General features: G+C 64.9%; 18 protein-coding genes. 13 read left to right on the forward strand and 5 right to left on the reverse strand.

What is annotated here, in order from left to right; genetic code table 11:
- The first annotated feature begins 7 nt into the window (after positions 1-7).
- From D0T21_RS13120 to D0T21_RS13155, 8 genes are all read left to right on the forward strand, one after another.
- Positions 8-1,660, forward strand: a complete 1,653-nt coding sequence (locus D0T21_RS13120; RefSeq protein ID WP_116989431.1) for a methyl-accepting chemotaxis protein — start codon at positions 8-10, stop codon at positions 1,658-1,660.
- 44 nt (positions 1,661-1,704) lie between these two features.
- On the forward strand, positions 1,705-2,259 hold the full coding sequence (locus D0T21_RS13125; RefSeq protein WP_116989430.1) for a GNAT family N-acetyltransferase: 555 nt from the start codon (positions 1,705-1,707) through the stop codon (positions 2,257-2,259).
- Positions 2,260-2,460: 201 nt separating this feature from the next.
- Positions 2,461-3,708 (forward strand): efflux RND transporter periplasmic adaptor subunit, encoded by a 1,248-nt coding sequence (locus D0T21_RS13130; protein WP_116989429.1) that lies wholly within the window; start codon positions 2,461-2,463, stop codon positions 3,706-3,708.
- A gap of 21 nt (positions 3,709-3,729) precedes the next feature.
- On the forward strand, positions 3,730-4,392 hold the full coding sequence (locus D0T21_RS13135) for an ABC transporter ATP-binding protein (RefSeq protein ID WP_116989428.1): 663 nt from the start codon (positions 3,730-3,732) through the stop codon (positions 4,390-4,392).
- Between the two features lie 9 nt (positions 4,393-4,401).
- Complete coding sequence (locus tag D0T21_RS13140; RefSeq protein ID WP_116989427.1) at positions 4,402-5,640, forward strand: ABC transporter permease; 1,239 nt, start codon at positions 4,402-4,404, stop codon at positions 5,638-5,640.
- Positions 5,637-6,845 carry an ABC transporter permease gene (locus tag D0T21_RS13145; protein ID WP_116989426.1) on the forward strand — a complete coding sequence of 403 codons (1,209 nt, stop codon included), beginning with the start codon at positions 5,637-5,639 and terminating at the stop codon, positions 6,843-6,845. The genes D0T21_RS13140 and D0T21_RS13145 overlap by 4 nt, the downstream gene beginning before the upstream one ends.
- 14 nt (positions 6,846-6,859) lie before the next feature.
- Positions 6,860-8,278 (forward strand): sigma-54 dependent transcriptional regulator, encoded by a 1,419-nt coding sequence (locus D0T21_RS13150; protein WP_116989425.1) that lies wholly within the window; start codon positions 6,860-6,862, stop codon positions 8,276-8,278.
- Positions 8,275-9,633 (forward strand): PAS domain-containing sensor histidine kinase, encoded by a 1,359-nt coding sequence (locus D0T21_RS13155; RefSeq protein WP_116989424.1) that lies wholly within the window; start codon positions 8,275-8,277, stop codon positions 9,631-9,633. Before D0T21_RS13150 ends, D0T21_RS13155 begins: the two co-directional genes overlap by 4 nt.
- A gap of 94 nt (positions 9,634-9,727) precedes the next feature.
- Here the strand turns inward: D0T21_RS13155 and D0T21_RS13160 are convergent, their stop codons facing one another.
- A complete protein-coding gene (locus D0T21_RS13160) occupies positions 9,728-10,138 on the reverse strand; it encodes a hypothetical protein (RefSeq protein WP_229211462.1) in 411 nt (136 codons plus the stop codon).
- 238 nt (positions 10,139-10,376) lie between these two features.
- Between D0T21_RS13160 and D0T21_RS13165 the strand changes: the two genes are divergently transcribed.
- Positions 10,377-11,777, forward strand: a complete 1,401-nt coding sequence (locus D0T21_RS13165) for an L-cystine transporter (protein WP_116989422.1) — start codon at positions 10,377-10,379, stop codon at positions 11,775-11,777.
- Positions 11,778-11,858: 81 nt separating this feature from the next.
- Positions 11,859-12,068, forward strand: a complete 210-nt coding sequence (locus tag D0T21_RS13170) for a hypothetical protein (RefSeq protein WP_199538437.1) — start codon at positions 11,859-11,861, stop codon at positions 12,066-12,068.
- Between the two features lie 46 nt (positions 12,069-12,114).
- Here the strand turns inward: D0T21_RS13170 and D0T21_RS13175 are convergent, their stop codons facing one another.
- The 4 genes from D0T21_RS13175 to D0T21_RS13190 form a co-directional block, all read right to left on the reverse strand.
- Complete coding sequence (locus tag D0T21_RS13175; protein WP_116990031.1) at positions 12,115-13,527, reverse strand: OmpP1/FadL family transporter; 1,413 nt, start codon at positions 13,525-13,527, stop codon at positions 12,115-12,117.
- 226 nt (positions 13,528-13,753) lie between these two features.
- Positions 13,754-16,978, reverse strand: coding sequence for an efflux RND transporter permease subunit (locus D0T21_RS13180; RefSeq protein ID WP_116994413.1), 3,225 nt, complete (start codon positions 16,976-16,978; stop codon positions 13,754-13,756).
- 3 nt (positions 16,979-16,981) lie between these two features.
- Complete coding sequence (locus tag D0T21_RS13185) at positions 16,982-18,202, reverse strand: efflux RND transporter periplasmic adaptor subunit (RefSeq protein ID WP_116989419.1); 1,221 nt, start codon at positions 18,200-18,202, stop codon at positions 16,982-16,984.
- Positions 18,203-18,434: 232 nt separating this feature from the next.
- On the reverse strand, positions 18,435-18,857 hold the full coding sequence (locus D0T21_RS13190) for a divergent PAP2 family protein (RefSeq protein ID WP_116989418.1): 423 nt from the start codon (positions 18,855-18,857) through the stop codon (positions 18,435-18,437).
- Between the two features lie 108 nt (positions 18,858-18,965).
- Here D0T21_RS13190 and D0T21_RS13195 point away from each other — a divergent pair, with 108 nt between their 5' ends.
- The 3 genes from D0T21_RS13195 to D0T21_RS13205 all read left to right on the forward strand — a co-directional run bounded on the left by D0T21_RS13195 (position 18,966) and on the right by D0T21_RS13205 (position 21,477).
- A complete protein-coding gene (locus tag D0T21_RS13195) occupies positions 18,966-20,024 on the forward strand; it encodes a DUF475 domain-containing protein (protein ID WP_116989417.1) in 1,059 nt (352 codons plus the stop codon).
- A 37-nt stretch (positions 20,025-20,061) separates the two neighbouring features.
- Positions 20,062-20,433, forward strand: a complete 372-nt coding sequence (locus D0T21_RS13200) for a hypothetical protein (RefSeq protein WP_116989416.1) — start codon at positions 20,062-20,064, stop codon at positions 20,431-20,433.
- Positions 20,434-20,517: 84 nt separating this feature from the next.
- Positions 20,518-21,477, forward strand: a complete 960-nt coding sequence (locus D0T21_RS13205) for a hypothetical protein (RefSeq protein WP_229211463.1) — start codon at positions 20,518-20,520, stop codon at positions 21,475-21,477.
- The last annotated feature ends 92 nt before the right edge of the window (positions 21,478-21,569 follow it).

Here is a 21,569-nt window from a genome sequence, read left to right on the forward strand (position 1 = left end):
ATCACCTATGAACCTCAAAAATCTCAAAGTAAGCACCCGGCTGGGCCTGGGCTTCGGTGCCATATTGCTGATGCTGACCATCGCCAGCGTGCAAAACATCGCCAGTCTTGGCAAACTCAACGACGGCACCGACGCCATCGTCACGGAAAATTACGCCAAGGTGGTGCAGGCGCAAGCCATCCTCAACCACAGCAACAAGATCGCCCGTTCGCTGCGCAACGCCCTGCTGATCCGTGACGACGCCAAGGCCGCCAAGGAGCTGGCGGTCGTCGCCGACAAGCGCAAGGAGATCGATGCGGCCACGCAAACGCTGTCCACCATGGTCAAGTCCGCCACCGGACGCCAGCTGTTCGCGGCGGTGCAAGCCACGCGCGCGCCCTACGAGGCGGCGCTCGACGAGGTGATGCGCAAGCGCAGCGCCGACGACATCGACGGCGCCGTCGACACCATGCTGACGCATATGCGCGATCTGCAACTGGCCTATATGAACAGCCTGGACGCGCTGATCGCGCACCAGAGCGAAGCGATGGAAAAAGGCCGCCTGAAAGCGGACGCCACCTACATCGAAGCGCGCAACTTCGCCATCGTGCTGGGCCTGCTGTCGCTGGCCATGGGCGTGGCGGCGGCCGTGCTGATTTCGCGCCAACTGCTGCGCCAGCTGGGCGGCGAACCGGACCACGTGGCCGGCATCGCCAGCCGGATCGCCGCCGGCGACCTGGCCGTCGACATCCACACCCGCAGCGGCGACCAGCGCAGCCTGCTGTTCGCGATCCAGGCCATGCGCGACAGCCTGGCCGGCATCGTCGGCCAGGTGCGCGGCGGCGCCGATTCCATCGTCACGGCCGCCACCGAAATCGCGGCCGGCAACCTGGACCTGTCCGCGCGCACCGAGCAGCAGGCCAGCTCGCTGGAAGAAACCGCCTCGTCGATGGAAGAGCTGACCGCCACCGTCAAGCAAAACACCGAGAGCGCGCGCCAGGCCAACACGCTGGCCGCCAACGCATCGCAGATCGCGGTCGAAGGCGGCGTGGTGGTGGCCAAGGTGGTGCGCACCATGGACGAGATCAACGACTCGGCGCGCAAGATCGTCGACATTATCTCGGTCATCGACGGCATCGCCTTCCAGACCAACATCCTGGCCTTGAATGCGGCGGTGGAAGCGGCGCGCGCCGGCGAGCAGGGACGCGGCTTCGCCGTGGTCGCCACCGAAGTGCGCACGCTGGCGCAGCGTTCGGCGGCCGCGGCCAAGGAGATCAAGACACTGATCGACGATTCGGTCAACAAGGTTGCCGCCGGCACCGAGCTGGTCGGCGAAGCCGGTTCGACGATGGAGGACATCGTCGCCGCCGTTAAATCGGTGACGGCGATCATGGGCGAGATCAGCATCGCCAGCCACGAGCAGGAAGCCGGCATCGAGCAGATCAACCAGGCCATCGCCGAGATGGACACGGTGACGCAGCAGAACGCCGCGCTGGTCGAGGAAGCGGCAGCCGCCGCCGAGGCGCAGCAGGACCAGGCGCATCACCTGGTGCAGCTGGTGGGCGTGTTCAAGCTGGCCTCGGATCGCCGCGCCGCGGCGGTCCGCAGCCTCGGCCAGCGCAAGCCATCGCAGTTGGCGCTGGGCGCGCCGCACAACCTGCGCGACCGCGAAGCCGCTTAAGCCGGCCACTGGCGGACCGGGGGGCCGCCAGCTACAATCGGTCGATGAGCCAATTACACATCGACCTGCTGGAGCCTGCCGGCTTCGACGATTTTCTCCTCTACCTCAACGATCACCTGTCCGACAACGGCCAGGGCGACACCGCGTATTTCCAGCCGCTGCCGCGCGCGGACTCGCGTCTCTCAGCCGACAAGGCCGACGCTTTCCGCACCTGCATGCAGACGCCGCTGGATGCGCCCGGCTGGCGCCGCTTCTGGCTGGCGCGCACCGCCGACGGCCGCATCGCCGGCCACCTCGACCTGCGCGCCCATCCCGAACGCTACGCCACCCACCGCTGCGTGCTGGGCATGGGCGTGGACCGCGCCTTTCGCCAACTCGGACTGGGTGGCCGCCTGATCGACCACGCCGCGCAATGGGCGCGCGCATCGGCGCAACTCGCATGGATCGACCTGCAAGTGCTGTCCGTGAACGCCCCCGCCATCCGCCTCTACCAAAGCAAGGGCTTCGAACAAACCGGCGAAATCACCGACCTGTTCCGCATCGACGGCAACAGCTTCGCCTTCACCGGCATGAGCAAACGCCTTGAAACCAGCCTATGACATTGATTATCATTCATCCCCACGAAAGCGGGCAGGTGTCCGTTTCCGGACGGTGTTGAACGGAGACGGGCAGGCGCACGCTACCGGCCTGGCCGGCGGCCGTGCACCAGAGCCTTGATTTGACTGGCTTTGCCGCCATTCCCGGCATGTGGCACGGCTATTGCAATAGTGAACACATCTTCAGCTCACTATTGCATCCCCATGGACCAGGCGCTCAACCCTTCGATCATCTCCGGCCGCCGGCGCAAGACCGTCATGGTCCTGGCCGCCGCGCTGGCCACGCTGTGCGCCGCCGCGTGGGGCATCAACCGCGTGGTCAGTCCCAGCGTCGACGCCGGCAGCGTGTCGCTGGCCGAGGTCCGCGTCGGCAATATCGCCAACACCATCAACGCCTCCGGCATCGTCATCCCGGTCCACGAGGAACTGGTCTCCAGTCCGATCCAGACCCACGTCGCCAAGGTCCACGCCAAGCTGGGCCAGCAAGTCAAGGCCGGCGAGCTGCTGCTGGAACTGGACAACCGCACCATCGTGCTGGCGATCGACAGCATCCGCGAACAACTGGCCCAGCAGGAAAACCGCATCCTGGCGCTGACGCTGGAACTGGAACAGAAACGCAAGCAGATCGTCAGCGCCATCGAACTGCTGGAGCTGGACCTGCAAGCGACGCGCGTCAAGCTGGGCCGCTACCAGACCTTGCGCAAGGCCGGCGGCGTCTCGGCCGAGGATCTGCTGACGGCCGAACTGAACGTCAAGCGCACCGAGATCCAGCTGCGCCAGCAGCACGAGCAGATCGACGACGGCAAGCGCGTCACCTCCTCCAGCATCGAAGGCGCTCGGCTGCAAAAGAACATCCTGCAAAAGCAGCTGCAACAGCAACAGGAGCTGCTGGCGCAAACCCAGGTGCGCGCACCGTTCGCAGGCATGCTGAGCTGGCTGCTGGCCGATGAAGGCGCCAGCCTGGCCACCGGCCAGCTGGTGGCCAAGGTTTCCGAACTGAGCAACTACAAGGTCGAAGCCTCGCTGTCCGACTTCCACGCCCGCGCGCTCAGCGCCGGCCAGGCGGTGCGCGTCGAGCAAGGCAATGTGCGGCTGGACGGCGTGGTGCAGACCATCCTGCCGGAAATCCAGAACGGCACCGTCAAGCTGCTGGTCACGCTGGCCCAGCCCAATCATCCGATGCTGCGCAACAAGCTGCGGGTGGAAGTGAACATCGTCACCGAGCAAAAACAGAACACCCTGCTGGCCGACTACGGCCCCGCCTTCAACGGCCGCGGCCCGCAAGACATCTTCGTGGTGCGCGACGGCGTGGCCCGCAAGACCACGCTCAACATCGGCGCCAGCGACGGCAAGGCCGTGGAGATCCTGGCCGGCGCCCGCGCCGGCGACCGCCTCATCATTTCAGACACCACCCGCTACAAGGACCGCGACAGCATCCGCGTCGCCCAATAACCTCATCGAAAGGACCGCATCATGATACGCCTGAGCAAAGTCAGCAAAACCTACCAAACCGACAAAGTCGAAACCCTGGCCCTGAAAGACATCGACCTGCATGTGGCGAAATCGGAATTCGTCTGCATCATGGGCCCCAGCGGTTGCGGCAAGAGCACGCTGCTGAACCTGATCGGCCTGCTGGACCGTCCAGGCAGCGGCGCCATCCACGTGGGCGGCGCGCCGGTGGCCTCGTACAAGGACAAGCATGTGGCCAAGCTGCGCAACAACACCTTCGGCTTCATCTTCCAGAGCTTCCACCTGATCAACGACCTGCGCGTGATCGACAACGTCGAGCTGCCGCTGCTGTACCGCGACCTGTCGGCCAAGAAGCGCCAGCGGCTGGCGCGCGAGGCGCTGGAAAAAGTCGGCCTCGGCGCCCGCATGGACCACTACCCCAACCAGCTGTCGGGCGGCCAGCAGCAGCGCGTGGCGATCGCCCGCGCCATCGTCGGCCAGCCGCAGGTATTGCTGGCGGACGAGCCGACCGGCAACCTGGACAGCAAGATGGGCCAGGAAGTGATGGACATCCTGCTCAAGCTCAACAGCGAAGGCACGACCGTGGTGATGGTCACCCACGACGAGCAGGAAGCCAAGCTGGCCAGCCGCATCGTGCGCGTGTTCGACGGCCAGCTGGTCGCTTAAGGAGACGCCATGTTCAGGAATTATCTGCTGACCGCGTGGAAGGTCTTCATGCGCCGCAAGCTGTTCACCGCGATCAACCTGCTGTGCATCGTGCTGACCCTGGTGGTGCTGCTGGTGGTCACGGCGCTGCTGCAAAACGCTTTTTATCCGTCCGGGGTGGAAGGCAAGAGCGAGCGCTTCGTGCAGGCCATCATGGTCGAGGCGCGCCACACCGACAACAAGAGCGTGCGCCGCAGCCCGCTCGGCTTCAAGCTGATCGACAAGTACATCAAGCCGCTGCCGGGCGTGGAGGCGGTATCGGCCGTCACCATGCCGGAAACCGTGTCGGTCTACCAGGAAGGCCGCGTCAGCGAACTGCTGATGCGCCGCACCGACGCCGAGTATTGGAAGATCCTCGACTTCAAGGTATTGCAGGGCCGCGTGCCGGACCAGGCCGACATGGACCAGGGCCGCTTCGTGGCCGTCATCAACGCCAGCACCGCACGCCAGCTGTTCCCCGGCCTGCCGGCGCTGGACCAAAAGATCAGCATCGGCGGCCAGTACTTCACCATCATCGGCGTGGTCGAGGACGTCATGCACATCAACGCCTTCGCCGACATCTGGGCGCCCATCACCACCTTCCCGTCCACCGACTACCGCAGCCAGATGTTCGGCAACTTCGCCATGCTGGTGCTGGCGCACAAGGCCGCCGACCTGCCGCGCATCCGGCGCGACATCGAAGCGGCCGCCAAGACCGTGGTGTTCGACGATCCCAAGCAATTCAACATCGCCCGCATCTGGGGCGACAGCAAGCTCGACCTGTTCTCGCGCACGCTGTTGCAGAAGGAAGGGGCCGATTCCGGCGCCGCCACCATGCTGCTCATCATCGGCGGCATGATGCTGCTGTTCATGGCGCTGCCGGCGCTGAACCTGGTCAACCTGAACACCGGCCGCATCCTTGAACGCAGCAGCGAGATCGGCGTGCGCAAGGCCTTCGGCGCCACCAGCGCCCACCTGGTGCGCCAGCTGGTGCTGGAGAATGTGCTGCTGTGCCTGGCCGGCGGCCTGATCGGCCTGGCCTGCGCGCGCGTGGTGCTGTGGTGGCTGGAAGGCTCGGGCCTGATCCCCTATCTGCATGTGGAACTGAACCTGGCCGTGTTCGGCATCGGCCTGCTGCTGGCGACCGTGTTCGGCCTGCTGTCCGGCGTGCTGCCGGCCTGGAAAATGTCCCGCCTCGACCCCGTCCACGCCTTGAAAGGAGCCGCATGATGCTGCGCCACTTACTGAAATTGATCTGGAAACGCAAGTCGCGCAATATGATGCTGTCGCTGGAGATCCTGCTGGCCTTCGTGGTGGTGTTCGCCATCAGCGCCTTCGCCCTGCGCAGCTACCAGCTGTACCAGCTGCCGACCGGCTTTGGCTACCAGGACGTGTGGTCGGTCTCGCTCAACGCCCGCACCGAGGGCGGCATCGAAGCCGATCCGCAGATCTACGACAAGCTGCGCCAGAGCCTGAAGGCCTTGCCGGAAGTGGAGGAAGTGAGCTTCACCACCTTCCCGGTCTACCAGTCGTCGAACTGGACCAGCGAATTCACGCTGCGCGAAGGCAAACGCAAGTTTGTCTCCAACCTGTTCGAAATGAGCGATGAATTTCCCGCCGTGGCCGGCATGACGCTGGCCGAGGGCCGCTGGTTCTCCCGGGCCGACGATGGCGCGGCCGAGCGGCCGGTGGTCATCAACCGCCGCCTGGCGCGGAAGCTGTTTGACGGCAAGCCGGCGCTCGGCCTGGTATTCAGCGAGGACGAGGACCATCCCAAGAAGGCGCTCAAGCAGTACAAGGTGGTCGGCATCGTCGAGGAGTTCCGCAGCCAGGGCGAGTTCATGTCTCCGACCGGCTTCATGCTGGTGCGCCATCAAATAGGCCCCGATGAAGGCCCGCTGGAGGCGATCCAGCTCAAGGTGCGGCCAGGCACGCCGCGCACCTTCGAAGCGGCACTCAACCGCCAGCTCAAGCTGGTGCGCAACGACTGGAGCTACACCATCTCGCCGGTGGCCGACATGCGCACCTCGATGCTGAAGGCCCAGACCATACCGCTGACGGTGCTGGCGGTGATCGCCGCCTTCCTGCTGGTGATGGTGGCGTTCGGCCTGTTCGGCGTGCTGTGGCAGAACACCACCCAGCGCATCCCGGAGATCGGCTTGCGGCGCGCCATCGGCGCCGATTCCGGCCACATCTACAGCCAGATCATCGTCGAGCAAATGCTGCTCAGTTCGGGCGCCATCTTCATCGCGCTGCTGTTGCTGGTGCAGCTGCCGCTGACCGGCGTGCTGGGCGACAGCCTGAACTGGGCGGTGTTTTTGATGTCGACCGCGCTATCGGCCAGTGTGATCTATCTGCTATCCTTGCTCTGTTCGCTCTATCCGGGCTGGCGCGCCGCGCGCCTGAGCCCGACCCAGGCGCTGCACTATGAATAAGGCTGTTTGAATTGATGGAATCGTCCCCTAAACAACGCATACTCATTGTCGACGACGACAGCGCGGTACAGGTGTCGCTGGCGCTGCTGCTCAAGCAGTCCGGCTTCGACACCGTGTGCTGTGACGATCCGCAGCAGGCGCTGGCGCAGCTGGCGCGCCAGCCCGCCGACTTGGTATTGCAGGACATGAATTTCTCGCTGCGCACCAGCGGCGAGGAAGGCTTGCAGCTGCTGGCAGACATCAAGCAGCTGCAACCGGCATTGCCGGTGCTGCTGATGACGGCCTGGGGTTCGATCGCGCTGGCGGTCAAGGGCGTGCAGGCGGGCGCCGCCAACTTCTTCACCAAGCCGTGGGACAACGCCCAGCTGGTGGAACTGATCCGCACCACGCTGGACACCGCCGCGCCCGCCCCGGCAGGCTGCCCGACGCGCGCGGCGCTCGATGCCCAGTTCGATTTCAGCGGCATCGTCGGCGAGCATCCACGGCTGCTGAAGGTGCTGTCCACCATAGGCCAGGTGGCGGCCACCAAGGCGCCGGTGCTGATCCTGGGCGAGAGCGGCTGCGGCAAGGAGCTGATCGCCGACGCCCTGCACCGCAACAGCCCGCGCGCGGCGCGGCCCATCGTCAAGATCAACATGGGGGCGATCACGCCGTCGCTGTTTGAAAGCGAAATGTTCGGCCACGTGCGCGGCGCCTTCACCGACGCCAAGACCGACCGCAAGGGCCACGTCGCCAGCGCGCACGAAGGCACGCTGTTCCTCGACGAGATCGGTGAACTGAACCGCGCCGACCAGGTCAAGCTGCTGCGCGTGCTGCAGGACCAGACCTACCAGGCGGTCGGCGCCAGCCGCATGGAGCGGGCCGACATCCGCGTGGTGTCGGCCACCAACCGAGAGCTGGCCGAGCTGGTCGCCAGCGGCGAGTTCCGCGAAGACCTGTTCTACCGCCTCAACCTGATCACCATCCGCCTGCCGCCGCTGCGCGAACGGCGCAGCGACATACCGCTGCTGGCGCGCCACATTATCGGCCAGGTGGCGGAGAGTTATGGCCTGGGTCCAGCGACCATCGCGCCGGCCGCGCTGGAGTGGCTGAGCGCGCAGCCCTGGCCGGGCAATATCCGCCAGCTCAAGCAGACGCTGGAACGCACACTGCTGCTGGTCGGCAAAAGCGAACTGAAGCAGGCCGATTTCATCGCCGCCGAGCAGCATGAAAACGGCGGCGTGCCGCGTTCGGCCAGCCTGGGCGTGGACGGCATGACCTTGGAGCAGGTGGAGCGCCACATGATCGCCAAGGCGCTTGAGCAGCACCAGGGCAATATCTCGCGCGTGGCCAAGGCGCTGGGCCTGAGCCGCACCGCGCTGTACCGGCGGCTGGAACGTCACGGCCTGGGCGGCGACGCCACGCCCGAGTCCGACCACGCAGCGCGCGCATGAGCCTGCGCCGCAGCCTGTACGGCTACCTGACCGCCGCCCACCTGCTGTTCCTGGGCCTGACCATCAGCCTGTTCCACCAGGCGCCGCTGCTGATGCTGGGGCTGGAAGCGCTGGTGCTGCTGAGCTTTGCGCTGGGCGTCGTGCTGATCCGGCGCGCGCTGGAGCCGCTGGGCTACACCCGCCACTTCCACGACCTGCTGCAAGACCAGCACTACGCGGCTCGCCTGCAGCAAAGCGGCGATCCCCAGCTGAACGAACTGGTCCAGCTGTTCAACACCATGCTGGGCGCACTGTACCAGGAGCGCTTGCAGCTGGGCGAACAGCAAGGCTTCCTCGACCGCCTGCTGGAGGCGACGCCGAGCGCGGTGATCGTGTTCGACTTCGACGGCCGCATCAGCCTGCTCAACGCCAGCGCGCACGCGCTGCTCAAGCTGGACGACGCCAAGGGCAAGCCGCTGGCCGCCTGCCTGCCGGCCGACGCCGACCTGCACCATCCCGGCCTGCTGGCCCAGCTCGACGCGCTGCCGCTGGGCGACAGCCAGCTGCTGACCGACACCGACGGCCGCCGCTACCGTGGCCAGCGCGGCCACTTCTACGACCGTGGTTTTGCCCGCCACTTCCTGCTGATCGAGGAGCTGACGCAGGAACTGGAAAGTTCGGAGAAAGCCACCTACGACAAGCTGATCCGCGTACTGGCGCACGAGGTCAACAACACGGTGGCGGCCACCGGCTCGGTGCTCGATTCGCTGCTGTACTACCGCAGCCAGCTGGCCGAGCGCGACGGCGAGGACTTCAGCACCGCCATCGTCGCCGTCAAGCGCCGCAACGTCAGCCTGGGCGAGTTCATCGAACGTTTCACGCGGGTGGTCAAGATGCCGGCGCCGGAGCTGCGGCCCAACGCTGTGCGCGACCTGATGGACGACATCCTCTACCTGTACCGTGAACCGTGCCGCAGCCGCGGCATCCGCATCGCCTGGCAGCGTTGCGACGAGGTGCCAGCCATCGAGCTGGACCGCCACCTGATGGAGCAGGCGCTGCTGAACGTGGTCAAGAATGCGATGGAGGCGGTGGAAGCGCAGGCGGCCGATGCGGCTGGCGAAAAGACGATCGAGTTCGTGCTGGCCAGCGAGGCCGACGGCGTGCGTTTGTCGGTGATCGACTCCGGCGACCTGCTGGGCGACGTGCCGGCGCGGCAGTTGTTCACGCCCTTCTTCACCACCAAGAAAGGCGGCCAGGGCATCGGCCTGCTATTCGTGCGAGAAGTGCTGAACCGGCACGGCTTCGCCTACCGCCTGGCCGCCACCGGCCAGGGCACCACCCGCTTCGACATCTGGCTAAGCGGGGGTCAAGTCTGACATTCGGACACGGCCTCTGCCGTAGCAGCCGTTACGGCAGAGGCCGTGTCCGAATGTCAGACTTGACCCCCGCAGTTGACTTGACCCCCGCAGTTTATTTGACGCGCTTGACGCGCGGGGCGGTGCGGGCGCCGTCGATGTCCATGTAGATCGCCCCCATCAGGCCGCGCTCGACCTTGACCTTGGGATTGACCAGGCTCAGGTCTTCCTGGCTGTCGTCGTTGATCATCCATACCTGGCCGTTGGCCAGGCGGATGCGCTGCTTGGGCACCCAGCCGTCGAAGTTGCCGACGATGCTGCTTTCTATCGAATCGAGCTTGATGGTGGTCGACAGGGTTTCAGCGCCAAAGCTGCGCTCCAGCTCCACCTTGGCCGGCGGCGCCGCTATCGCCGCCGCTGCCGCCACCGGGGCCGGCGCACCCAGCTGGATCGCGTCATAGCAGCTCAAGCGCGCAGGACCGTCAGTCACCTGGCGGCAACGCAGCATGGCGCCATCATCGGCCATGGCCGCACTCGAGACTAACATCAGGGCCAACAAGGATTTCATCGCAGCTCTTCCATGAATTTGATTGTGTTGCGATTATATAAGCGAAACGGCCTCTTCAGGCTAGCCGGTCTTTGGCCTGGAATGAAAACTGCATAAGGATATCGCCAAATATTCGTCTTTTAACCGATGGGGCCAGCGTACCCATCGGCATTCGCATATAAAATAAGCGCTTCACTCGGGCAGCAAAGGGCAATCCATGACGATCAACGTAATTCTCAACCTGCTGGCGGCACTGGCCTTGCTGGGCGCGCTGTATGCGCAGCAGCGCCGGCATGCGTCCTTTTCGGTGCGCGTATTCACCGGCATGGGGCTGGGCGTGCTGCTGGGCGCCGTGCTGCAAGCGCTGTACGGCGCCAGCGCGACCGAACTGAAGACCACCGGCGACTACCTCGACATCGTCGGCTCCGGCTACGTCAAGCTGCTGCAGATGATCGTCATGCCGCTGATTATGGTGTCCATCGTTTCCGCCATCATCAAGCTCAAGGGCATCAACTCGCTGGGCAAGATCAGTGCGCTGACCATCGGCCTGCTGATGCTGACCACGCTGATCGCGGCCGGCCTCGGCATCCTGATGGCCAAGCTGTTCCAGCTGAGCGCGGTCGGCCTGACCGCCTCCACCGCCGACGTCGCGCGCGGCGTCTACCTGCAAGGCAAGGTCGAGGCGGCGCAGGCGATCTCGCTGCCGAGCATGCTGCTGAGCTTCATCCCGGCCAATCCCTTCCTCGACATGACGGGTGGTCGCAAGACCTCGACCATCGCGGTGGTGATCTTCTCGGTGTTCATCGGCATCGCCGCCACCGGCATCCACGACAAGAAGCCGGACGTGTTCGCCACCTTCGAGCGCTTCATCCAGGTCGCGCACGCCATCGTCATGCGCATCGTCACGCTGGTGCTGCGGCTCACGCCCTACGGCGTGTTCGCGCTGATGGCGCAGGTGGTGTCGACCTCCAGCTACACCGACATCCTGCACCTGATCGACTTCGTGCTGGCCTCGTACAGCGCGCTGATCCTGATGTTCTGCGTGCACCTGGCGATCGTCGCCGGCGCCGGCCTCAACCCGGCGCGCTACGTGAAAAAAATCCTGCCGGTGCTGACCTTCGCCTTCACCTCGCGCAGCAGCGCCGGCGCCATCCCGATGAGCGTGCAGACGCAGACGCTGCGCCTGGGCACCTCGGAAGGCATCGCCAACTTCGCCGCCTCGTTCGGCGCCACCATCGGCCAGAACGGCTGCGCCGGCATCTACCCGGCCATGCTGGCGGTGATGATCGCGCCCACCGTCGGCATCGATCCTTTCACGCTGAGCTTTATCGCCCCGCTGCTGGCCATCATCACCATCGGTTCGGTGGGCGTGGCCGGGGTCGGCGGCGGCGCCACCTTTGCCGCGCTGATCGTGCTGTCGTCGATGAACCTGCCGGTGGCGCTGGCCGGCCTGCTGATCTCGATCGAACCGCTGATCGACATGGGCCGCACCGCGCTCAACGTCAGCGGCTCGATCACCGCCGGCACCGTCACCAGCCGGGTGCTGGGCGAGACCGACCTGGCCGTCTTCAACAGCGACGCCGAGCTGCCCATCGACAGCGACCGCAAGGCCGCCTGAACTTCGACGTCCGCGCACATCGAGGGAACCGCCGCCAGGCGGCGCGGTCTAATTTGTTCCCTTTGTTGAAAGGAGCAAAAAATGACTACCCTCTCCCCTACTTCCCGGCTGTTGCTGGGCGCGGCCATGGCGGTCGCCCTGCTGGGCGGCTGCAACAAGCGCCCGGCGGACCAGCCGCCCACACCCAGCGTAAACACGCCTGAACCGGCCGCACCGGCCACGACGCCGCCGGCCACCACGCCGCCGCCGGCACAGCAAAACAACCCACCGCCGCCCACCACCAATCAATAGGCGTAAAAAAAGGACCCGAAGGTCCTTTTCGCTACGACGTTCCGGTTTAGAACTTGTAGTTGTAGGCGACGCCGATCAGCGACAGGTGGGTCTTGAAGGTGCCGCGGGTGGTTTCGCCGTTACCCGTGCAGGTGATCAGCAATGGGTTGCAGGCGTTGGTGTAGTTGATCTGCGCGTCCTTGAAGTCCAGGAAGCTGTAGGCCAGGTCGATCGACGAGCGGGCGTTCAGCTTCCAGTTGGCGCCGACGGAATACTGCATGCGGTCGCTGTCCGGCAGCGCCGGGTGGGTCAGCTCGGCGCTCTTGACTGGCGATTCGTCGTAGGCGACGCCGGCGCGCAGGGTCAGGTTTTCGTTGTAGACGTAGTTGCCGCCCAGCGAAACGCGCACAGTGTTTTTCCACTGCTGGCGGATCACTTCGGCGCCTTCGGTGGTGCCTGGGAACTGGATGTCCAGGTCGCCCAGACGGTTGTGGCGCACGAAGGTCACGTCCGCCATTCCGGCCCACTTGGAGTCGAACTGGTGGAACACGTTGGCCGACAGCGTCTCAGGCGTACGCAGCGCGACCAGCGCGGCCGAGTTGGCCTTGTGCGAAGCGGATTGCAACACACCGTTGACGATAGGATCGGCGGTCACTTGCGAGAAGTCCCACACGGTGCTGCCCTTCAGCTGGTGCGAGATCGACGAGCGGTAAGCCAGGCCGAAGCGGGTGTTCTGGTCCAGCGTGAACATATAGCCCAGGTTGAAGCCCCAGCCCCAGTCCTTGCCGTCGTTGGCGCCGTGGGCATCTTGGGCCGCGCCCAGCAGTTTAGGGTTGCCGCCCAGCAGAGCGATCTGCTTGGCCAGTGCCAGCGATTGCGGCGTGCCTGCCAGCGCCATCACCGAACCCGGCACGTCCACCGCCTGGCCCAGGTTGGCTTTCATGAATTCGGCATCGATACCGAAGCCGAAGGCGTGGTGCTCATTCAGCTTGAACGAAGCCGACGGGTTCAGCGTGATCGATTCCAGCTTGACGTCGGACAGCGCGTAGCGGCCGGTCCAGGTGTTGCCATAGCTGATCTTCGTGCCGTATGGCACGAACATGCCCATGCCGACGGTCCACTGGTCGTTCAGTTTTTTGCTCAGGTAGAACGATGGCGCGGTGACCTGGCTAGGCACGTAGTCGCTGGCGGCGGTGCCGCCGGTTAGGGTGTGGGTGAAACGGGTCGAGCCGCTGTCGGTAAAGGTCGAGTGCGGCACAACCATGGTGGCGCCGGCGCTGATTTGCATGCCATCCAGGCGGGACAGGCCGGCCGGATTGTAGAAGATGGTCGATGCATCGTTGGCTTCGGCGGCGTTGGAGTCCGCCGTGCCTTGGCCGGCGACGCTCTGCGAGCCGAAACGGTAGCCGGACGCGTTGGCGCCGACGGACATCGCGCTCAGCGCGGCGGCAATGATCAGGGGGAGGTATTTGTGTTGCATGGTGGTCTCGCTTTTATAAGTGGCGGCACTGCGCCAGGTTTTTCTGGATTCTTGCGCCAAAACCGGTGCAGGAGGCCAGCAGCATACTACATTTATAAAACGAAGCAAAAGGCAAGTCGTTAGAGGAGAGGCACTAATTAAAACCTTGAAACCGAGCAGATGCTCTGCATACCAAAAGTAAAAAAAGGACCCGAAGGTCCTTTTTTAGTATCGAAGAAACAACGACTTAGTGCGGATCCAGCGCGCCCGACGGCGGCATGCCGCGGCCACCCTTGCCGGTCACTTTGAACACCACCCACATCACCATGCGGAACACCATGCGCACGAAGATCAAGGTCAGCACGCCCTCGACCAGGGTCATGACCAGGGCCGGACCAGCCGTCCAGCGCACGGCGCGGCGGTGGAACTTGGCGATGGCGCGATCCTTGGCGATCTCGATGCTGTCGTAGAAAGTCGGCACCACCAGCAAGGTCAGGATGGTCGAGGTGATGGTGCCGCCGATGATGGCGATCGCCAGCGGACGGTAGAACTCGCCGCCCTCGCCCAGGCCCAGCGCGACCGGGAACATGCCGGCGATCAGGGCGAAGGTGGTCATCAGGATCGGACGCAGGCGCATGCGGCCCGCATACATCAGCGCGTCTTCGCGGCCATAGCCCTCTTCCTCGCGCTTGCGGGCGGCATCCAGCAGCAGGATGGCATTCTTGGCGACCAGGCCCATCAGCATGATGACGCCGATAAAGCTCATCAGGTTCAGCGTGCTCTTGGTGACCAGCAGCGCCAGCACCACGCCGATCAGCGACAGCGGCAGCGACAGCATCACCGCCACCGGCGCCGTGAACGAACCGAACTGCATGACCAGGATCAGGTACATCAGGCCGATACCCATGACCAGCGCGATCGCCATTTCAGTGAACAGCTCGCTCTGGTTCTTGCCGTCGCCGCCCAGGTCCAGGCCGTAGCCGGGCGGGAAGTCGATGGCGTTGGCCAGTTTCATGGCGTCGGCCGTCACTTCACCCGGCGAACGGCCCTGCACGTTGGCCGACACGGTCACGTTGCGCTTGCCATTCTTGTGCTCGATGGTGGACGGGCCCTTGCCCATCGTGATCGTGGCGATCTGGTCCAGCGGCACCATCTGGTTGGTGCCGGTCACCGAAATCGGCAGGCGCTCGATGTTTTCCGAGTTGACGCGGTCTTCCGGCGCCAGGCGCACCGCGACGTCGCGCGATTCGCCGGTCGGATCGACCCAGTCGCCCACTTCGACGCCGGCAAACGCCACCCGCAGCGATTGCGCCGCGTCGTTGACGGAGATGCCCATCGAGTTGGCCAGGCCGCGATTGAGTTCGATCTGCAACTCGTTCTTCGGATCCTGCTGCGACAGGCCGACATCCACCGCGCCCGGGATCTGGCGCAGCTTGTCCATGTAGGCGTTGGTGATCTCCATCAGGCGGCGCGAATCCGGGCCGGTGAATTCGATCTGCACCGGCTTGCCCTGGTTGCCCAGGTCGTCGATCACCGAAATCTCGGCGCCGGCGATATGGCTCATCTTGTCGCGCAGCTCGGCGCCGATCTGGAACGCGGTGCGCTTGCGGAACTGGCGCTTGCCGATATCGATGTAGATGCGGCCGCCGCCGGCGTTGATGTTGGAGTTGGTGTCCTTGGTTTCAGGAATCGTGCGGGCGATGGCGGCGATGGTTTCCATCTTGCGGCGCGCGATCTCCACGCTGCCCGACGGCGGCATGCGCACGTCGATGGCGATGGTGCTGCGGTCGGCCGCCGGCAGGAAGCTGGAGCCGCCCCACTTGGCGTGCAGCACGATGGCGCCGACGAAGGTGCTGAAGGCGATCACGGCCATCCAGCGGCGGTGATGCAGCGCCCAGGCGATCACGCGGCCGTAGCGGTCGGACTGGTGGTCGAACCAGTCGTTGAATCTCTGCAGCACTTTGCCCAGGCCTTTTTTCGGCGCCGTGTGGTGGTCGACCGGGTCGCCCCAGTAGGCCGACAGCATCGGATCGAGCGTGAACGAGATGCCCAGGCTGACCAGCACCGAGCAGGTCACCGTCAGCGCGAACGGACGGAACCATTCACCGGAGATGCCCGGCATGAAGGCCACCGGAATGAACACGGCGATGATCGAGAAGGTGGTCGCGGCCACGGCCAGGCCGATCTCGGCGGTGCCGTTCAGCGCCGCCGTGCGGCGGTCCGAGCCCATCTGCATGTGGCGCACGATGTTTTCCCGCACCACGATGGCGTCGTCGATCAGCACGCCGATCGCCAGCGACAGGCCCAGCAGGGTCATGAAGTTCAGCGTGAAGCCGCACAGCCACACCGCGATGAAGGCCGCCACCACCGAGGTCGGCAGGCTCAGCGCGGTGATCAGGGTCGAGCGCCACGAGTTCAGGAAGGCGTACACCACGAAGATGGTCAGCACCGCGCCCAGCACCAGCGATTCGATCACGTTGTTCAGGCTGCGCTGCGAATCGTCGCCGCCGTCGCGGGTGATCTCCAGCTTGGTGCCGGCCGGCAGCGTGGCGTTGACCGCCTTGATTTCCTCGCGCAGCTTGGCCGCCACCGACACCGTGCTGGCGTCGCGCGAGCGGGAGATGGTGATGCCGACGTTGGGTTTGCCGCTGCGCATGCTCACGCCGTCGACTTCGGCGAAGCCGTCCTCGATGGTGGCCAGCTGGGCCAGGCGCACCACTTCGTCGCCGCGGCGCTTGACCACCACGCCCTCGAATTCGCGCGGGGTGATGATGCGGCCCACCAGGCGGATGCTCTTCTCGTCCAGCACGCCGCGCACCTTGCCCACCGGGGCGTTGGTGTTCTGGTTGCGCAGCGCGTTGACCACGTCGCTGACCGAGACGTTATATTCGCGCAGCTTTTCCGCATGCAGCAGCACCGACAGTTCGCGCTTGAGCGAACCGTTGACCTGCACCTGCGACACGCCGTCCACCGCGCGGAAGCGGTCCGACAGCATGTCCTCGGCCAGGCGCGAAATCTCGGCGTGGCTCTGGCTGGTCGACGACAGCGAAATCTGCATCACCGGGTCCGAGGCCGGATCGATGCGCTGCAGGATCGGCTCGCGCATCTCCAGCGGCAGCTTGTAGCGCACCGAGGCGATCGCGTTGCGGATCTCGTCGGACGCTTCGATCAGGTTCTTCTTGAAGCTGAACTCGATGAAGATCTGCGCCGAGCCTTCGTTGGCCGCGCTCTCCAGCTTGGTCACGCCGGAAATGGCTTGCAGCGGCTTCTCCAGCCGGTTGACGATCTCGCGTTCGACCGTGTCGGGCGAGGCGCCCGGATACGGCACGCTGACGATGATGAACGGCACCTCGACGTCCGGGTTCTGGTTGACGCGCAGCTTCTTCAGCGCCAGCAAGCCCAGGCACATCATGGCGACAATCAGGACGATGGTCGCGATCGGCCGTTTGATACTGAAATCGGATAAGAACATGGATCAGTTCCCTTTCGCTGCGGTGCTCGAAGCCGGCGCCGCCGACGCCTGGGCCGCGCCGTTGCCGGCCGCCGCCACTTTCGGCGCGGTCAGTTCGACGCCCTGGCCATCCTTGTAGCCGGAGTTCGGCACGCGCAGCACGCGGTCGCCGGCGGCCAGGCCGCTGCGCACTTCCCACTGGCCGGTGCGCGGATCGCGCACGCCCATGTTCAGCGCAGCCTTGCTCAGCACCTTGCCGTTGACACGCCAGGTGTAGGTATGGTCGCCGTTGGTCACCAGCGCCGAATCGGGGATCATCAGCGCGTTGGCGACGTCGGACTCGACGCGGCCTTCGGCGTACAGGCCGGCCACGCCCGGCATGTCCTTGCCGGCGAACTCAACCAGCACCTCGACCTGGCGCGTGACCGCGTTGGCCGATGGATCGACCCGCTTCACGCGGCCCATGAAATCGCGGTTCTGGTAGCCGTTGATGCGGAAGCGCACCGGCTGGCCGACCTTGACCACGCCGATCTTGTCGGCCGACACCAGGCCCTCGAAGCGCATGCTGACCGGATCGATCACCTTGATCAGTTCCTTGCCGATGGCGGCGGTGTCGCCGTTGGACACCTTGCGCTCGCTGACGATGCCGTCGAACGGCGCGCGCACCAGGGTGCGGGTCAGCTGCTGGTGGGCCGCGACCGAGCGCGACTTGGCGCCGGCCAGCTCACTTTGGGCGTTGTTGCGGCGGATCTCGGAATCCTCCAGCGCCTGGGTCGACACCATGCCGGACGAACGCAGCGTTTTCTGGCGCTCGAACATGCGGGTGGCCTGCTCCAGCGATTGCTGGGCGGCGCGGGTGGCTTCGTCGGCCGAGTTCAGGGCGTCGCGGATCGAGGTTTCGTCCAGGCGCACCAGGATGTCGCCCTTCTTGACGGCTTCGCCGTTTTCTTTCATTACTTGCAACACCACGGCGCTCACTTCGGCGCGCAGGTCGGCCTTGCGTTCAGGCTGGACCGAACCGGTGATCACCGGACCCGACGCCAGCGCGTTGGTTTCGATGGTCAGCATGTCTTCCGGGGCCAGCGACAGCACGGCCGGCGGCGCGTCCTTGCCGCCTTTGCCGTCTTTGGACGCGGCGGCGGTGGCCGAGGCGCTGGCGCCTGCCTTTTCAGGCTCCTTGGAGGACTTGCCGCAGGCAACCAGGGCTGAAGCGACGGCGAGAGCTAGAAGGGTTTTGCGCAACATACAGTTCTCCGAGAAAGTGGCACAGGGGTGCTCGACTACTTATTAAAATTTTAGCCAGACTACAGGGCGCAGAGTATCTCTGACTGTCCGGTATCGGTCAATCAACGTGCGACTGGACGGCAAAAAACGTGGCTGAATTGCCAAATGCTGGGATAAACGGTGAAATCTCAGAATAGCCGGGAGCGGCCAAAAGAACAGGGAAACCGGCGGCGTGACCCGCCGGTGGCGCGGATCAGCCGCGGCCGAAGATGGCGTTGATCAGGTGGGCGATGGCGATGCCGGTGCACAGGCCGCCGCCGATTTCCACCAGCGTGTGGCCCATGCGCTCGCGCAGCCATTTATGGCCACCGTCATCCTTGGCCAGACGGTTGATCGCCGCCGCCTGCTTGCCAACGTGCTGGCGCAGGCTGTTGGCGTCGATGATGACAATGAAGCACAGCGTGACCGCCACGCCGAAGGCCGGATGGCCGATGCCCTCGCGCAGAGCGATCAGGGTCGCCATGCTGGACACCACCGCGCTGTGATTGCTGGGGAAACCGCCGTTGCCGACCAGGTTGAACGCCCACTTGCGCGCCTTGGCGCTATTAATCAGAAACTTGATCGGCCCGACCGTGATCCAGGTAATCAGCGGGGTGACGAGGTAAGCGATGTCCATCGGTGGTTCCTTTGCATTTTAGTGCCGCAATTATCGCAGATGGCCCCACAGCGGCGGAAGCAAGTATTATAGAATTCAGCCCATTGTTCCCTTTCAATAAAAACAACGATGCAACACTTCAGAATCTCTTTTGCCGTCACTTTTGTCCTGATGGCGCTGGCCGCCTGGTGGGGCTACAACCATGGCGGCGCCACCGGCCTGCTGCAGGCGGTGTGGGTGGCCGCCGTGCTGGGCGTGATGGAAGTGTCGCTATCCTTCGACAATGCGGTGGTCAACGCCTCGGTGCTGCGGCACTGGGACGCATTCTGGCAAAAGCTGTTCCTGACGGTCGGCATCGTGGTGGCGGTGTTCGGCATGCGGCTGCTGTTCCCGCTGCTGATCGTCTCGCTGGCCACCGGCCTGGGCCTGATGGACGTGTGGCAAATGGCCACCGCCAACCCGGCCGAATATGCCAAGCACCTGACCGGCGCCCACGCCCAGGTGGCGGCTTTCGGCGGCGCCTTCCTGCTGCTGGTGTTCCTGAACTTCCTGTTCGACGAGGAAAAGGAACTGCACTGGCTGGGCTGGATGGAGAAAAAAATGGGCCAGCACGGCACCGAGACGCTGGCCGTGCTGATGGCGCTGGGCGCGGTGTTCGCCTGCGTGGGCCTGGTGCCGGTGGAGGAAAAGTACACGGTGCTGACCGCCGGCGTGGTCGGCGTGGCGGTGTACCTGGCGGTCGGCTGGATCAGCACGCTGCTGGAGGAAGACCCGCCGGAAGACGACGACGACATCACCGAGGCCGGCGTCGGCGCGGTGGTGACGACGGTGGCGCGCGGCAGCTTCGGCGGCTTCCTCTACCTGGAGGTGCTGGACGCCTCGTTCAGCTTTGACGGCGTGATCGGCGCCTTCGCCATCAGCAGCGACGTCGTCATCATCATGCTGGGGCTGGCGATCGGCGCCATGTTCGTGCGCTCGCTGACGGTGTTCCTGGTGCACAAGGGCACGCTGGACGAGTACGTCTACCTGGAGCACGGCGCGCATTATGCCATCGGCATTCTGGCGCTGATCATGCTGGCCAGCGTCAAATACCATATCCCGGAATGGTTCACCGGTTTGTCGGGGGTGGCCTTCATCGCCGTGGCGCTATGGTCGTCGATCCTCTACAAACGCCGGCTGGCCGCGTGATAAGATTAAAAACATTGCACTCAACCCAAGCTGATCCATGACCACTTCCAAACGCGTAACGCTCTACCTCGTCGGCCTGCTGGTCGCCGCCCTGCTGATCTTGATGGCCTACACCTGGGTCATGCTGCATGTGTCCTACTCGGATGGCGAACGGGCCGGCTACCTGCAAAAATTCTCCAGCCGTGGCTGGGTTTGCAAGACCTGGGAAGGCGAGATCCTGCTGACCTCGATGCCGGGCGCCATCCCCGAGAAATTCGAATTCAGCGTGCGCGACGACGCCGTCGCCCAGCAGCTGATGTCGGCCACCGGCAAGCGTGTGGTGCTGAGCTACGCCCAGCACAAGGGCGTGCCCAGCCAGTGCTTCGGCGAGACCGAGTACTACATCACCAAAGTTCAGGTCCAGCCGTGATTGTTGCCGCGCCAGCAACATGGCGCGGCACTTCCCGAGTTTCCGGTAATCTCAACAGTATTCCCCACTGAAACCGGAACCGCCATGCACAACCGCCGTCCCCTGCTGCTCGCCACCCTGCTGCTGGCGAGCGCGGCCGCCCAGGCCCAGGACCTTTCGATGCAAGGCGGCGCCCTGCGCGTCAGCGGCACCAATGAAAACTCGTTCGCGGTCGGCGTCAACTACGCCCAGCCGGTCGGCGACTACCTGGCGCTGAGCCTGGGCTACCTGAACGAAGGCCATCCGCACAATCATCATCGCGACGGCGTCTCGGGCCAGGTGTGGCTGCGCTCGCACATCAGCGAACAGGGCCTGTCCTGGGGCGTGGGCGTGGGCCAGTACTACTACTTCGACACCTCCCGGCCGAGCAGCGGCGGCGAGCCGTACGTCAACGACCACGGCTGGGCGCCGATCTACAGCGTGCAAGCCACCTGGCACCATCCCAACCGCTGGTACACGCAGGTGCAGGTCAACCGCGTCATCCCGACCGGCGCCAAGGATCCGACCACCTCGCTGCTGGTGGGCTTCGGCTACCGCTTCGACAGCGTGCGCGGCGACAAGCTGCATCTGGACGGCGGCACTTCGACCGACGACACGGTGACGGTGCTGGCCGGGCAAAGCATCGTCAACAGCCTGGAATCGGAGCGCTCGCGCGCCACCAGCATTGAATACCGCCGCTCAGTCGGGCGCTATGTGGACTGGACCGTAACCGGCCTCAGCGAAGGCACCTCGGCCGGCACGCACCGCACCGGCGTGGCGACGCAGCTATGGCTGATCCGTTCATTGAACCGGGAAGTGGAGTTGGGGATGGGTGTAGGGCCGTATCTGGCCCTTGAAGTGCATGACGTGCCAGGCACGCGCTCGCACAAGGCGGGGCTGGTGTCGGTAGCGAGCCGCTACCACTTCACCAAGCAGGTAGTCGGCACGCTGTCGCTGAACCGCGTCGTCACCGACTACCACCGCGACGCCGACCTGCTGATGGTCGGCCTGGGCTACAGCTACTAACCCGGGGTCAAGTCTGACATTCGGACACGAACTCGGCTGTAGCAGGCCGCTACGGTCGAGCCTGTGTCCGAATGTCAGACTTGGCCCCCGAC

Origin of the sequence: Duganella sp. BJB476 (assembly GCF_003416895.1) — a bacterium.
GTDB lineage: Bacteria > Pseudomonadota > Gammaproteobacteria > Burkholderiales > Burkholderiaceae_D > Rugamonas.

Excerpts from the sequence above, each read along its gene's own strand:
- D0T21_RS13180 (WP_116994413.1), bottom strand. The coding sequence starts at position 16,978 with ATGTTCTTATCCGATTTCAGTATCAAACGGCCGATCGCGACCATCGTC.
- D0T21_RS13150 (WP_116989425.1), top strand. The coding sequence starts at position 6,860 with ATGGAATCGTCCCCTAAACAACGCATACTCATTGTCGACGACGACAGC.
- D0T21_RS13170 (WP_199538437.1), top strand. The coding sequence starts at position 11,859 with ATGACTACCCTCTCCCCTACTTCCCGGCTGTTGCTGGGCGCGGCCATG.
- D0T21_RS13135 (WP_116989428.1), top strand. The coding sequence starts at position 3,730 with ATGATACGCCTGAGCAAAGTCAGCAAAACCTACCAAACCGACAAAGTC.
- D0T21_RS13140 (WP_116989427.1), top strand. The coding sequence starts at position 4,402 with ATGTTCAGGAATTATCTGCTGACCGCGTGGAAGGTCTTCATGCGCCGC.
- D0T21_RS13175 (WP_116990031.1), bottom strand. The coding sequence starts at position 13,527 with ATGCAACACAAATACCTCCCCCTGATCATTGCCGCCGCGCTGAGCGCG.
- D0T21_RS13160 (WP_229211462.1), bottom strand. The coding sequence starts at position 10,138 with ATGGCCGATGATGGCGCCATGCTGCGTTGCCGCCAGGTGACTGACGGT.
- D0T21_RS13195 (WP_116989417.1), top strand. The coding sequence starts at position 18,966 with ATGCAACACTTCAGAATCTCTTTTGCCGTCACTTTTGTCCTGATGGCG.
- D0T21_RS13200 (WP_116989416.1), top strand. The coding sequence starts at position 20,062 with ATGACCACTTCCAAACGCGTAACGCTCTACCTCGTCGGCCTGCTGGTC.
- D0T21_RS13190 (WP_116989418.1), bottom strand. The coding sequence starts at position 18,857 with ATGGACATCGCTTACCTCGTCACCCCGCTGATTACCTGGATCACGGTC.
- D0T21_RS13125 (WP_116989430.1), top strand. The coding sequence starts at position 1,705 with ATGAGCCAATTACACATCGACCTGCTGGAGCCTGCCGGCTTCGACGAT.
- D0T21_RS13155 (WP_116989424.1), top strand. The coding sequence starts at position 8,275 with ATGAGCCTGCGCCGCAGCCTGTACGGCTACCTGACCGCCGCCCACCTG.
- D0T21_RS13165 (WP_116989422.1), top strand. The coding sequence starts at position 10,377 with ATGACGATCAACGTAATTCTCAACCTGCTGGCGGCACTGGCCTTGCTG.
- D0T21_RS13185 (WP_116989419.1), bottom strand. The coding sequence starts at position 18,202 with ATGTTGCGCAAAACCCTTCTAGCTCTCGCCGTCGCTTCAGCCCTGGTT.
- D0T21_RS13205 (WP_229211463.1), top strand. The coding sequence starts at position 20,518 with ATGCACAACCGCCGTCCCCTGCTGCTCGCCACCCTGCTGCTGGCGAGC.
- D0T21_RS13120 (WP_116989431.1), top strand. The coding sequence starts at position 8 with ATGAACCTCAAAAATCTCAAAGTAAGCACCCGGCTGGGCCTGGGCTTC.
- D0T21_RS13145 (WP_116989426.1), top strand. The coding sequence starts at position 5,637 with ATGATGCTGCGCCACTTACTGAAATTGATCTGGAAACGCAAGTCGCGC.
- D0T21_RS13130 (WP_116989429.1), top strand. The coding sequence starts at position 2,461 with ATGGACCAGGCGCTCAACCCTTCGATCATCTCCGGCCGCCGGCGCAAG.